Raw genomic sequence first — 14,009 nt, 5'->3', positions numbered from 1 at the left:
TGACAAAGTAATGCAATTGCATTACCATTATATCAAGTATAAAGTTAGTTTGGGAACTTCAATGGCTAATGTATTACAAACTGAATCCACTCTAACCGATCGTTATCAAACTACTATTCCTGACGCTGTCAGAAAAGCCCTACATTTAAATAAACGAGATAAAATATTATATACTGTTCAACCCAATGGAAATGTAGTTATCTCAAAGATAAACGATAATAACCATGATCCTGTGATAGATCGTTTCTTAGCCTTTCTTGCTGAAGATATGAAACATAATCCGCAACGTTTAAAGCCCATCAATCAGTCTTTATTAAGTCAAATTGAATCTCTAGTGGCAGATGTTGAATTTGATTTAGAAGAAGCTTTACCTGAAGAAGTAGAAGAGCCAGAACACACCCAGAGTAAATCTAAATGATAGAACCTCTTATTATCAATGGGTGGATTATTTTGGTACATCCGATATTTATGGAGCAGATTAATAGTTTGATAAAGGACGTAGAGAAAATAAAAGAAAAAGAGCCATCAACATTTCATTTGAAAAATAAAGCAAAACTATTAGCTGCTATTGCCGAGTTAGCTTTTAAAAAAATCCCAACCGATCCTAGCGCCTCTATATATCGGCTAGGCGAGACGTTGGGTAATCAAAATAAACATTGGTTCCGCGCTAAATTTTTTCAGCAATACAGATTATTTTTTAGATTTAGCCTAGAGAAAAAAATCATAATCTATGCCTGGGTTAATGATGAGAATACTAAACGGGCTTACAATAAAAAAACTGATGCGTATTCAGTATTTGAAAGAATGTTAAAAAAAGGAAAACCTCCCAATAACTGGGACGATTTACTTAAAGAAGCATACAATGATAAATGTATAGAAAAAATTTTTTCCATATTAAATTAAATTTTTGATTATTGATGGTCTAAAAGAAGGGTACAAACTATTCGGTGGCTTACCCTTCTCACTCTATTTAACCTGTAACGTTTTATGGGGAGATCCCCATACCCCCGTTTCACATTATTTGCAGTGGGTAGAACCCACCATAAGTAATGCGATTCTTAAAAACAATAAAGCGTAACTTTGATAACATATACTGGTTGTTATACAGAAATTGAATTGGTGGGTCATCAATGACAATAGTATAATGAATAATAGCTTAGGCAAACCTTATGTTTATAGTCTAACAAAAGCTTAACAAGGCTATCTAATAAGTTAATTAAGAAAGCGTTATAATCATCATTAATATATTTAAAATCGATTATTAAATGAATTAAAACGAGAATGAGGCGTGACTTCGACTGTAGTCATTACTCCAATCAGATGAGCTGGTGCCTAGGGTATTACCTGACGCATCAAAAGCGCCTCGCATGGGAAGACCAGTTGCTGGATTGATTCGGATCTCGTCTTTTTTAGCTGCATTCGAATAATAGAATTCTTCATCGACTGAATTGGTTTTGCTATAAAGCCATATAAGCGGTTTAAACAAACAATTAATCCATTTCATCCTCAGTCCTTAAGTTTACTGTAATTTCAATTCTTCTCTTTCTGAAACACGTTGTTCTTCTTTAAGCGGCTCTAAATGAAATAATTCCCTATCGGTATTTCGTTTGATGTAATTATCCATTTGTTGATAGAGATCAAACAACGTTCCTTCCTGAATAGCCTTATCAATGAAATAAGAGCCAATGAGAATTTTTCGTCGAGTATCCCGTTTTCGCTCCCGTGACTTTTCGAGTGATTCCAGTTTCTGTATTTGTACTCTTAACTGTTCTTGTTTTTTCTTGAGTATCTCAAGCCGTGAGTGTTTATCGCTCATCATTGGGCATTAGTAGGAATCCATAAAAAGATTCTACGAGATTTACACTAAGTTTCAAGAGATGATAAAAAATAAAAAAATATTATGATGTCTTTCGACCTTAAAATACGCGCCAGCGAATGAAGTGCGCGCTTATACGTTGCTTTGCAACATGCGCTTTGATATTCTCAAAAAACTTAATAAGAACAATGCTTACTAAAATACTCACTCGGTACAAGGACATGGCCATCTATCGCTTCAGTGCTCAAATCATTTCACGCTCGCAAGGACGAAGCATTGTTGCCGCTAGCGCATACCGTTCTGGAGAAAATCTGGTTGATGAGCGAACGGGCGTGATCTACGATTTTACCGATAAAAATGATGTCGTTTATAAAGAAATTTTCTTGCCTGCCAACGCCTCTGGTTGGATGAGTGATCGTTCAAAATTATGGAACGCAGTTGAGCTTGGTGAAAAGCGTAAGGATGCCCAACTTGCCCGGGAGGTGCAACTTGCTCTTCCTCGTGAATTAAGCATCAAGCAGAATATTGAATTAGTGCGTGAGTTTGTTAACACCGAATTTGTCGCCCGCGGCATGGTGGCTGATGTGTGTTTTCATAACCCTAAAGATGATTCGGGACTTACTCAACCTCATGCCCATATTCTTTTAAGTTTGCGGCAAGCTCATGCTGAGGGATTTGGTCTTAAAGAAAGAAGCTGGAATGATAAGGCACTCTTAGAGCACTGGCGTGAAGAATGGGCTAATTTGGAAAATCGTCATTTGGCCTTGCATGGCATCGACCAACGGGTTGATCATCGCAGCTATCAAGCCCAAGGGATTGCATTAGAACCCCAATACAAAATTGGCTCAAAAGCTGCAGTGCAACGTATGGCTCGCTTAGCAGATCATCAACGCATTGCGCGTGAAAATGGCCAGCTGATTTTTGAACGGCCTGACATTGCTCTCGATGCAATTACTCGAAACCAATCCACATTCACTCTTCAAGATTTAGCCCGTTTTATTAACCGCCACACAGAAGATGCCAACCAATTTAATTTAGTCTTTGAGCGTGTTAAGTCCTCTGCTGACCTGGCTTTTTTGGGGATTGACTCTCAAGGAAAAGAGCGCTTTTCATCATGCGAGATGTTGGCTATTGAATCATCCATGATGCATCATGCCGATAAACTTCATCATCAAATGGGCCATGAAATCACGGATAAGGCCATACGCGCTGCCAAATCCAACCGCACGTTATCCCAAGAACAGGACATGGCACTTGAGTATGTGACTTCATCAGGTGATTTAAAATCGCTTTTAGGTTATGCAGGGACCGGGAAAAGCTACCTTTTAGGTGCTGCTCGTGAGGCTTGGGAGCAATCAGGGTATCGCGTACAAGGGGTTGCTCTTTCGGGGATTGCAGCGCTTAATTTAAAGGATAGCTCAGGGATTGAGTCTCGAACGATTGCAAGCCTTTTTTACCGTTTAGATAAAGGCATGCTCACACTTAATGCACGCGATATTTTAGTGGTGGATGAAGCAGGCATGCTCGGTTCGCGCACGATGGCGCGCTTAACGCGTGAAACCCAAAATGTTGGTGCAAAATTAGTATTAGTTGGTGATTGGCAACAGCTGCAAGCCATTGAAGCGGGGGCGGCTTTTCGCTCTATTGCAGAAAACTATCAATATATTGAACTCAACCAAATCAGACGCCAAACAACGCCTTGGCAAGTGGATGCATCCCTTCATTTAGCACGAGGTGAAGTTGATAAAGCGCTTTATGCCTACGATAGCCATGACCATATCCATCGGTTTAAAACAACGAGTGAGGCAAAACACGCCTTAATTGAGCAGTGGAATGATGTACGCATTGTATCCCCTTCCGAGTCTCAGATTATGCTTGCCTATACCCGAAAAGATGTAAAAGAGCTCAACGACATGGCGCGCTCAATTATGCGCCGCGACGGTGAATTGGGCACAGACATTGTCTTTAACATGGCGCGTGGAGAACGCGCATTTGCAGTCAATGATCGCGTTTATTTCTTAAAAAGAGAAGATAGCCTAGGCGTCATTAATGGCACGTTAGGCACCATTGAAGGTATTGAGGCCAAATCGGGTATTATCACCGTGGTACTAGACTGCGATGATTTAAAAAAGACGCCTCAACGCGTTAACGTAAATACCCATGACTACAAGCACATGGAGCATGGTTATGCAGCCACTGTGTATAAAGCCCAGGGTGTGACGGTTGACAGAGCCTATGTGTTGCCAACAACCCATTATGATGCCCACTCAACGTATGTCGCGATGACCCGTCACCGTAAAAGCTGTGAACTGTTTGTCAGTCGTGACCTGTTTGGCCAAGATAAGGCATTAGCTCATGCGCTTAATCGCAACCGTGCCAAAGATGTAACGCTTGATTACACTCAAATAACACGTGAATTTGCAAGGCAACGTGGGCTTGCCAGTGAAAAAATACCTATAACCTCGCCATCGTTGGATGAACCATGGAGAAAATCAGAACGCTCACTTGAATCTCTAATGAATGAGCTAATGGGAAGAAATATTCAATTGGACAATCAAAAACTCGATGCGTTTGAGCGTCAGTTCACCAAAGAAAATCCAGATATTGCACGTCACATTGCCAATAGCCTGCTTTCAAACGCAGAATCCTGCGCCAAATCATTAGCAGGATTGCTCTCGCCGTACAGCAAAGCGCTTGCACACAATCAGCTTACCTCACAACAAAATACAGAATTAATTAATTTAATTGATAAACTACCCCTTGATTCGCACGTTATGAATGCATTTAAAAAGGACTATCCTGAACTTGCCAAGCAGGCAGAACAATTTATTAAAAACCATGTTCAACAACGCGTGCGCATAAAAACGATTGATAAAGAATTAGAGCTATAAAAGGTGACCCATGTTAGACAGAGATGACGAGGAAGTGCTACACACGCCTGAATTATCCAAGACCGCTTCAAACCCCATGGAAAGTGATTTCCATGAAACGATGCAACACCTTAAATCAGTGGTCATGTTACTAAAAGGGCTTTATGGGCAACTGAATGAAGAACGTGAAATCATTACGCTTGCTTCAGGTCAAATGGCGCATTCTGTCAAACAATTTGAGCAGCATCTTAAGCAGTTTGAGTCGTTTGAGAAATCATGCAAGCAAGCAATTGTTGACCGGGTTAAAACCGAATTAAAGCAATCAATTCGAGAAAGCGCTCAAACCATAGCCCAAGAAGTAAGAGATATGGCTTATGAACCCATTAACCATGGTATTAACGCTTTGTGCCAGTTAAGTACAGATTTATCCAATCACCGTGCGCACCTTGAGCGCTCAAGATTTTGGCGTGCAGGATTGTTTTTTGCTGCGGCATTATTAGGTGGTGTTGTCAGTGGATTAACACTTCATTATTTAACAGCGCCTTCTAAAGAGATAAAAGTGAAGTTGGCCGCCGGAGAAGCTTTAATGCGTTCATGGAGCAAATTAACGAAAGCCGAGCAAGAAAAGATATTCCCATCCAAAAGCTAAGTGAAACCCTGTCTTTCTGCCTATCCAATAAAGATTTAGAACGGGGTATGATAACTGAGCCATCTGAAGCTTACCTCTTGATGTAAAATTCTATAAGGGCTCAAGATTAAGTTCCTCGATGTTTTGATACTCGGCATTGATTTTGTTTTTTGTTAGTATTTTGCTCATCTTATAGCCGCCTGTTCCGGGCTCTAAATTACCCTCAAATGAGGATTGAGAGAAATTAAAGGCTGTTGGCATACTGCGTTCAATAAAACCATTCTCTTTTGTTACTCTAAATCCTAAATCAAGTGATAGTTCCGTAATGGGATAGTGTCCTGGTAAACGTACGAAGCAGTGTAGGTCTTTAAGTTCCATAATTTGCGGATAGGATACAATTGGGCGGGTAACACGCTGGCTTCCAAGCGAAATGCCATCCCTAATGCTATTAGCACCATAAGAATAGTTTTCGCGTGATTCTTCGATTTCTTCTTCACCGAGCTCAAGTGCCACAAGACGCGCCATATCTGCGCTGGGGCTGCGAAAGAAAAAACGAGTATTTAATAAATCGAAAATTTCTTTAGCACCTGCCTGCCCATAAACTTTGGTAAGTTGTGAAAAGCTTTGCATGCCTAAAAGAAAGCAACCGCCAAACTTGCGTACCTCGGCAATCGTTTCACCAAGCAGAGGCAATTTATGAAGGCTTGGTAATTCATCACAGATAAACCATACACGCCTGTTTCTATCAGGCGTTAAACTCAAAAGGGCAAGTGATGCTTGGGCTAACCACATCGAAATAAGAGGTTTAAGTGTTTTATGCATCTCACCATTGGATGAAATAAAAAGCCAGCCTTTTTGTTGTTCATCAAGAATGTAATCCCGAATAGAGAAAGGTGGTTTCCCCTCTTGATTAAGTTCTGCCAGTGCCGAAAAGGACTTTAAGTAGGTTGTAAGCGTTGCACGAATCGAAATTGCTGTTTTTTCAATTTTACTACTGACAAGGGTGGCTGCTGGGGTTCCTTGTAGATACTCTTCTAGCGTTGAAAATTCATCGGTTAAAATCAATTTTAATAATTTTTCAAGCGAGCAATCTGAATGATTTCGCATCACTGAACCTAAGCATGAAAAAACGGTTCGCGACGCATTGACCCAAAAAGGATCTGATTCACCATGCATGGGGATTGCGCTTTCGGCCATGTTTTCAAAATCAGAATCTCTAGGCGCTTCTAACCACATATCCCAATTGGCACAACGCTTATCGAATGGATTTAGAATGACATCTGAATCTTGTTGATAATAATTAGGAATAAACGAACAACCCTTATCATAGACTATCACCCGATCGCCTCGTTTACGAAGGCAATCCATAATTTTCATGATGAGCTGGCTTTTTCCAGTGCCTACGGTGCCATGTACCAGTACATGCTGAACTTCACTGTCTTTAATAAAGGGAAATCCATCAATCGTAATATCTGAATGCGCTTTATCATGCAGGATTTTCTTTTTTACTTCATTGGAATTTTTAAGCTGACTGCCACGAACAAATTGACACGCGCTTTGTGTTTTTCCCCGTTTGATAAAATAAAAAGCCAAACCTAGCCCTAGAGTTAATGAGAGACAAAATGCCCAGAAAGCAGACTTACCAAGACTATGAATCACGTGGATTGCATTATCCTGGTAGTAAGCATAGTGCAGAATAGAATTAACTGTTTGCTGGTAAGCTTTACCATGAAATGATAATTCAAAGGTATGCTTTTGGCCTAGAAAATCTAAAAATTGTGCCCCATAAAATGCGACTGCATGCGTTATCCTCTCCAGAGGAATAATAAACCAAACAAAAAGTACCGTAAAAATCACCCACATAAAAAGACAAATGACACTTAACGTTTTGGTGATTTGATCCCACATGCGAAGGTTATGGAAACTGATTTGGCCACCACGCGTATAGTGTTTGAAATTAGGCTCGTTGCTCATCAGACGCCCTCTTTCTCTTTATGAAAGAACTTGGAAATGGCTCTTGATAACACACTTACCCCAATGCGGCTTATCTCCATATTAACAGCTATGCTGGTTGCAATAGCCGCTATGATCAAGCAAGGAATAGCTGAGAAAAAGACGACATCCTGTTCAAAGAGAGGGATAAAAATAAATGTAAACACGCCAAAAATTAAAAAAAATCCTGTAAAAGCCCATTTTGCTTTTTGAATAAGGTAGGCGCCTGTTTGAAGCTTTGGGCTGATTTGAAGTTTGAAAATGATATAGTTTTTTATAAATCCCAGACCAAAGAGCGATATCAGCAAGGATGAAAAAAACACACCAAACACCATTTTTGCTGTTAGCAAAGCATGCTCATCTAAGCGTGCCTCTTTGTATTTAAATTCACGTTCTTTCTTACGTTTAAGAAAACCTTCTTGCCATCTGCGCTCTTTTTCTTTTTGAATCATTTTAAGCTCTTCTTCACTAGCCTCAGGAAACTTCTCTCCCAGATAATAAAGACTAGATAGGCTATGACGAATGGAATCTTTCCTATTCTCATGTTCCATATTGGATTTTTCCCATCGATCAGTATGAGGTGCATAATCCCAAGCCTGTATCGCGATGGCAAAAAAACAGGCTGCAGTTTGAATGGCAAGAAGTAGCGCAAATAAAAAGAGCCAGCCGCCAAACAAGCGTTTATAGTACGCGCCTGCAGGAATAATGCTTAAATCCAGACGTTTTAGCGCCTCTAAATCCATGACTAGTGCCTTTTTTAAATCGCTCATCATGTCATTTATCTCCTTTAAAAAACTCATTTATCGCCTCTTTCCCTTTATCCACGGCATGCCCTGGAATCACTCCGGTTGTAGCATCATATTTCCAATCGGGCTCTTTTTCTTTGTATTCGTTTATTTGCTCAGCTTTAGCTTTCAAAATATGCTCAGGCTTACTTGGCTCTACGTTGATTTGATGGTGTTTATGAATCTTATTGACTTGTTTGCCCACCTGATTCACTAAGTTGGTTTTCCTGTCATCAGCAAAACCAACATCTCGTGTTTTAGCACTATGGGTTAACGCATCATTACTTTTCTGATAATTCGTTTCAATGTGATTGCTCTTCTGGTTTAAAGATTGGCTTTCATTTTCATAGAAGGTATCCATTGAAGAAGACGATTCATTCGGGCTATATTCTGCAATTAATTGATCGCGCTTTGAGTTAACAAAAGCACTCGCTAATCCTTCTAATTCCCGTATTGAACTCATATCTCCAGGGCGCGCAAATAATGCATCGCGATGAGATTTACCCACCTTCAATGCAACAAAAGATGGAAACGCTTGATTAAGATCAGCCATAATTTGCTCAGATTTTGATTCCACATAGTTTTTAGCCTCTGCAATTCGCATGGCGCGAGTATGAGATACATCATAGTTATGACTTCTATTTTCAGCCTCTCTTATATCAACACCTATTTGATTGGATAGCGAGGCAGCTTCTGAATGAGAGTCATCAAAATGATGGGTTTTAGTAAACTGTGAAACATACTGGCTTGCTTTATTAAAATCTTCGGCCTCCTGTGCAGAAACGACCTTGTCATAGCCCTCTTGTGCTCGATAAGCATGAGTTGAACTGCGATTGTAGTTAAGATGCGTATCCGCGCCCCCTTTAACGCCAAAGATTTTTCCAGCAATACTTTTTTGAAGGTCAATGCCACCTGAAATACCATGACCACCACTGGTCATGGCGGCAAAAGCATCTTCTTTGCTTATGCCGTTACGATGGGCAACATCCTCGGCAATCCGTGACATCTTAGAAAGCGCACTGGAATATTGAGCTGAATCAGAAGAACTAACTCCATCGCCAAGACGCATATCGTGCCCAGATAATTGAGACAGAGCTAGTGCGCGATGAGCAAAATTACTTAAAGCGGATTGATAGGCTTTACCCTCATTGGCAGCTGCCTGAGTTGATTGCTCATACGCCTGGTTCAATGAGCCTGTTAATGCTTTAGAGTCGGCAATATGAATATGACTTTTAGTCATGCCGGGACTAATATCAAAAACAGCATCACCACCGCCTGTAATAGTTTTTAATACCCCACTACCCAATTGCTCGGTATGCATGCCATACATGTGCGTCCAATTGGAATCATGTTTGTTCGCTGAAAAATTATTGGCAGTCGTGTTATAAAAACTGGTTTGACCAAGGCCAAAGGAACCACTAGCAGCCTCCCCTGCCACCGACATGCTAGAACCTTGCATATGGCTCATCATACTCGTTGCTAAATTGCTAAATGCACCCCCCAAATTAGACACCAACCCATGCGATAAGAAGGGAATGAGCATCATCAAATACCCGCAGGCGCCTGAAACATCGGCATGTAGCTCATCGATTTTATCAAGATTGACCATCGTAAATTGACCATACTCACCAGACGATGTTGCCCCATAAATCGTCATACCAGCATTTAAAATTGCAAAAAGCACAGGCCAGAATTGCAAAGACATAAAAAACTGCAGGTAGCCATAAAGAATTTTTATGCCGCCTGGTAGCGTGGTTAACGCAATAATTAAAGGAAAAACACCAAACAATAAAAGCGTAAGACAGGTATGGGTAATTGGTAAAATCCAAAGCGCTTTTTGCCCTAGTACTTCCCAACTCCAGCGGTGTTGAACTTGGGATTTGGTAAATTGCTGATTTACAATTCCAGCAGTGGCGTCGGTAAACGCCTGATAATGCGCTACCCCATCGCTCATAGCATTTATCATCATGCTTTGTAAAAAGATGTTACCTGCCGTATCCGTTAAACCCTGATAATAGTCAAAAGCTGATTTGAGATGGGTGCTAAAGAGTGCTTCATAAGTCGTGTGCTTTGGTTTACCAAATAAATTCACGCCGAAAAAGGTATAAGCCTTTTTAATCTCAGCATCGAGCTTTTTGCGAAGACTGTAAGGCCCGCTAGGTTTGGAGGCATCAAGGCAAGTCACCTGCTTACCACTCACAGAAATCATGCGAAGGGGCGAGGCCTTTGCCGTAATCAATTTCCAGATGTCGGTAGAATGCGCTAAATCACCTACACTGTATTTACGATTAATTCGAATATCGCCTACGACACAAACGCGAAAGTACTCATTCATTTCTTCTTTAAGCACGGGGTCTTTAATACGAAAAGACGTGGCGGCGGAAATTAAACGTGAACCAAACAAAGCACCAGTCTTTGTATATTGCAAATCATTAGGCATCGTTAAAAGCGCATCATACACTTGGGCCATTCCATATCCAATCGTGGTGACTAAACTTGCGCTTAGCGCAAACACCACCGGTACATTGCCCACAAGCTTTGGGGTTTGTGACGAGATATCATCAATAAGTACAGACGTCTTTGGTAGTAACACTAGATTAACAAAGAGCACATAGCCCAAAAACCAACGAGCAAACGCCATGGGGTCTCGGGTTTTAAGAAACCCAACGGTGGCCATCACAATGCCCATCAAGGCTGTAATGCGCAGCAACCCCAAAAAGCTATCTTGCTTCATGAAGGCGCTAATGGCATTGAGCACGTGTTGGAATAGCTCGCCTCCCGCTAACACATGAATCGTTATCATTGCGTTTTACTCCTTAACCAGCTGTACTATTCATTTGAGAAGCAACTTGTNCAGAAATCATGCGAAGGGGCGAGGCCTTTGCCGTAATCAATTTCCAGATGTCGGTAGAATGCGCTAAATCACCTACACTGTATTTACGATTAATTCGAATATCGCCTACGACACAAACGCGAAAGTACTCATTCATTTCTTCTTTAAGCACGGGGTCTTTAATACGAAAAGACGTGGACGCAGAAATTAAGCGTGAACCAAACAAAGCCCCGGTCTTGGTATATTGCAAATCATCAGGCATTGACAGTAAAGCATCATAAGCTTGCGCTAAGCCATAACCGATGGTGGTAACTAAACTGCTACTCAACGCAAACACCACAGGAACATTTCCCACAAGCTTTGGGGTTTGTGACGAGATATCATCAATAAGTACAGACGTCTTTGGTAGTAACACTAGATTAACAAAGAGCACATAGCCCAAAAACCAACGAGCAAACGCCATGGGGTCTCGGGTTTTAAGAAACCCAACGGTGGCCATCACAATGCCCATCAAGGCTGTAATGCGCAGCAACCCCAAAAAGCTATCTTGCTTCATGAAGGCGCTAATGGCATTGAGCACGTGTTGGAATAGCTCGCCTCCCGCTAACACATGAATCGTTATCATTGCGTTTTACTCCTTAACCAGCTGTACTATTCATTTGAGAAGCAACTTGTTTTTCAATGTGTGCCATGCGCTCAATTAATGTGAGTTTTTCTTGCAGTTTGTGACCCACCTTGGGATCAAGTGACGCCACGCGCGTGGTTGCCTCATTAATGCGCTGTTGAATTTCTTTGACCAAATCGGTATTTAACTCAGACCCGGCCGTAGCCGCACTGACCTCACGCAGTAATTCAGTGAGGTAATTGGTTAACAAATCTTGGGCAATGAGCATTGAATATTCTTCAATGTCTACCGCACTTCTTCCATAGTGCATGCTATTTAATACGGATAAAAATTTCATGACCGGCAAGGAGGTCATGCTTAAAAAATTAAGCTCACGATTGCCTGGTTTTTCATCATTAACCAGTTTAGTGTTTATGGTACGAATAATGTCGCGAACCCTGTAAGTGAGCGCGGAAGTCTCAGGAATATTGATATCTTGAAGACTGACTTGCAGGCACTGGCTATTACTACCTGCATCTTTACAGCGCCATATCTTTGCTGTTTGAACACCATTTTGAGTACCAATCAAGGCATTGATTAAATCAGCGTTACCCGCGAGAGATGGAACATTGATCACTTTACCTTCCTTGTCGATAATCAATGTTCCTGTTAAGCTCATGACCATCTCAGCTAGTTCTCGATCACTATTTAAGAATGATTTAGCTTGCAAGAGTGACCACACCAGATTTTTGTTTAAAACTACTTGTTTTTTACGCTCGGGGTCTTTAGATGCTTTATCCATCACAGTATCAAAACCATTGCCAGAACACGCCATCCGTGCTTTGACGTAATCACTAAATAAGCCTTCTTTCCCCATGGCTGCCTGGTCTTTACAGATTTTTTGCTGGCTTTCTGCGGTTTTTGGCCAGATGCCACCTACCATATTTTGCGAAAGTTGGCATGAATTAATGCTAGCCTGATTGGCCATTTGCTCAAGTTGTTGTAAATAATCCCGAACTTGTTTTAATTCCGGCACCGTGGAGGCAAGCATGACATCTACCGCATAAGCACCCGCATTAGTCATCACTGATTTTCCTAAATCAACAAGCTTTTGCTCGCTTAAAAAGCTCATGCTGCCGGTAAATAAATCGATACCTCCGCAGCCCGCGCGATAGCTGGGTAAATCTAGCTGCACCAATTGATATTGACGCACCTGATTGCGGGAATACAACGATCCACCGCCAAAGAAACCTGCGGCTTGAGATTCAAAGGCGGCAGGGGATGTCACATTAGACGCATATCCCATTCCATTAAAAAAATTATCTAAATCTTGACTCACATTCGCAAAAGCCGTAGAGAAAAAGCCAAACAAACTAAGCACTAAAAAACGTTTTTTCATTGCACTTTTCCCTTGTTTTCATACGCTTTAATTTTAGTGATAAGCGCCACCATGCGGCCATTCAGTTCATCGTCTGTCATTGAACCAAACCCTACTGGATACAGCACATTTGTTTTAGAGTTAACTAGAAAAAGGGCAGGATAATGAATGGCATTACCGCCAAAAGCGGCATTAGTCCATTCGGTAGACGCCGGTAAGAATGTTGGGAATTCAGGCAACGGTTGATTATCAAAAGCCAGAGGGAGTACTTCTGCTTGATGATGGTCAGCCCAGCGTTTTAGGATGGGCGCGAACTGCCTGCAGTGCGGGCAAAGACTACCATAAAAGAGAATCAAGCCATGATTGCTAAAAAAGCCTTTTTCCTTTTTCTCATAATCTCCAATACGCTTAGTTTGCATAACGTCTTCATGCTCATGAATCATTTGTGTTAACCATTGTGCTTGCCCTGCATAAACGCTTAGGCAAGCTCCCCAAAATAACAATACGATGAGTCTTAAACGAATCATCTTATTCTTCTCCTTTAAATTGGTTGGCCACTTGTTTTATGCGCTCCATCAAGACATCTTGTGTGGTTAAGCCATAAGCGATGGGCGAAACACGGGAGTTTCGAGGATTTACCAACAGTAGCGCTGGAAAATAACGCACCCCCAGCTGGTTGGCCTGACCCCGGTCTCTTTGGGAATTCATCAACTCAGCAGAAACTTCGCCATCGACACTAACAGCTATCATTGAAAGTTTAAAACGCCTGCAAAAATCAGCAATAATAGGTATTTGTTTTAAGTCATAGGGACTTTTGCCGCGGTAGAAGAACAATAGACCATGCGATTTGGATAAGCGGTTTATAATCGCGATAGTTTGAGACTCACGTACTTCATCAGTGATTTTAGCGCCCAGATTGGATGTTGGATGAGTCACCGCATAATCATATTGAGGATTTTCTAACATCGTTTGCTGAAAAAGCGCCTTAAACCGTGAAGATTCTTTAAGCCAGTAATCTTGGAGACCCAGAAAGACCCGCATATCTTTAACTTTTTTGGTGTAGCGTGCTTTATGAAGTGCTTCCATGGTGTAGAAGCGCAAAA

The 14,009-nt window shown here is 41.3% G+C and carries 13 protein-coding genes; 4 read left to right on the top strand and 9 right to left on the bottom strand.

What is annotated here, in order from left to right:
- Window positions 1-61 precede the first annotated feature (61 nt).
- Window positions 62-418 carry a type II toxin-antitoxin system PrlF family antitoxin gene (locus E1P04_RS15900; RefSeq protein WP_131783872.1) on the top strand — a complete coding sequence of 119 codons (357 nt, stop codon included), beginning with the start codon at window positions 62-64 and terminating at the stop codon, window positions 416-418.
- Window positions 415-903: a type II toxin-antitoxin system YhaV family toxin gene (locus tag E1P04_RS15895; protein WP_131783871.1), complete on the top strand. Its 489-nt coding sequence runs from the start codon at window positions 415-417 to the stop codon at window positions 901-903. The genes E1P04_RS15900 and E1P04_RS15895 overlap by 4 nt, the downstream gene beginning before the upstream one ends.
- A 367-nt stretch (window positions 904-1,270) precedes the next feature.
- Here E1P04_RS15895 and E1P04_RS15890 read toward each other — a convergent pair whose 3' ends face one another.
- Entirely contained in the window at window positions 1,271-1,504 is a 234-nt protein-coding gene (locus E1P04_RS15890) for a hypothetical protein (RefSeq protein ID WP_131783870.1), read from the bottom strand.
- A 15-nt stretch (window positions 1,505-1,519) separates the two neighbouring features.
- Window positions 1,520-1,819: a mobilization protein gene (locus E1P04_RS15885; RefSeq protein WP_242604496.1), complete on the bottom strand. Its 300-nt coding sequence runs from the start codon at window positions 1,817-1,819 to the stop codon at window positions 1,520-1,522.
- Between the two features lie 218 nt (window positions 1,820-2,037).
- Here E1P04_RS15885 and traA point away from each other — a divergent pair, with 218 nt between their 5' ends.
- Together traA and E1P04_RS15875 are read left to right on the top strand one after the other, a co-directional pair.
- On the top strand, window positions 2,038-4,707 hold the full coding sequence (gene traA / locus E1P04_RS15880; RefSeq protein WP_131783869.1) for a Ti-type conjugative transfer relaxase TraA: 2,670 nt from the start codon (window positions 2,038-2,040) through the stop codon (window positions 4,705-4,707).
- 10 nt (window positions 4,708-4,717) lie between these two features.
- Complete coding sequence (locus E1P04_RS15875; protein WP_131783868.1) at window positions 4,718-5,335, top strand: hypothetical protein; 618 nt, start codon at window positions 4,718-4,720, stop codon at window positions 5,333-5,335.
- 90 nt (window positions 5,336-5,425) lie between these two features.
- Here the strand turns inward: E1P04_RS15875 and traD are convergent, their stop codons facing one another.
- The 7 genes from traD to traF all read right to left on the bottom strand — a co-directional run.
- Window positions 5,426-7,288, bottom strand: a complete 1,863-nt coding sequence (traD, locus tag E1P04_RS15870; RefSeq protein ID WP_131783867.1) for a type IV conjugative transfer system coupling protein TraD — start codon at window positions 7,286-7,288, stop codon at window positions 5,426-5,428.
- Window positions 7,288-8,106 (bottom strand): hypothetical protein, encoded by an 819-nt coding sequence (locus E1P04_RS15865; protein ID WP_242604495.1) that lies wholly within the window; start codon window positions 8,104-8,106, stop codon window positions 7,288-7,290. The genes traD and E1P04_RS15865 overlap by 1 nt, the downstream gene beginning before the upstream one ends.
- Window positions 8,081-10,894, bottom strand: coding sequence for a conjugal transfer mating-pair stabilization protein TraG (gene traG, locus E1P04_RS15860; RefSeq protein WP_131783866.1), 2,814 nt, complete (start codon window positions 10,892-10,894; stop codon window positions 8,081-8,083). Before traG ends, E1P04_RS15865 begins: the two co-directional genes overlap by 26 nt.
- Before the next feature lie 13 nt (window positions 10,895-10,907).
- Window positions 10,908-11,549 (bottom strand): conjugal transfer protein TraG N-terminal domain-containing protein, encoded by a 642-nt coding sequence (locus tag E1P04_RS15855; RefSeq protein ID WP_242604494.1) that lies wholly within the window; start codon window positions 11,547-11,549, stop codon window positions 10,908-10,910.
- 13 nt (window positions 11,550-11,562) lie between these two features.
- Window positions 11,563-12,927: a conjugal transfer protein TraH gene (locus tag E1P04_RS15850; RefSeq protein ID WP_131783865.1), complete on the bottom strand. Its 1,365-nt coding sequence runs from the start codon at window positions 12,925-12,927 to the stop codon at window positions 11,563-11,565.
- A complete protein-coding gene (gene trbB, locus E1P04_RS15845; RefSeq protein WP_131783864.1) occupies window positions 12,924-13,433 on the bottom strand; it encodes a type-F conjugative transfer system pilin assembly thiol-disulfide isomerase TrbB in 510 nt (169 codons plus the stop codon). Before trbB ends, E1P04_RS15850 begins: the two co-directional genes overlap by 4 nt.
- A 1-nt stretch (window position 13,434) precedes the next feature.
- The coding region (traF, locus tag E1P04_RS15840) for a type-F conjugative transfer system pilin assembly protein TraF (RefSeq protein WP_131783880.1) at window positions 13,435-14,009 on the bottom strand (575 nt) is incomplete at its 5' end.

It is taken from the genome of Legionella gresilensis (assembly GCF_900639865.1).
Classification (GTDB): domain Bacteria; phylum Pseudomonadota; class Gammaproteobacteria; order Legionellales; family Legionellaceae; genus Legionella_C; species Legionella_C gresilensis.
This window is presented reverse-complemented; position numbering and strand designations above follow the sequence as displayed.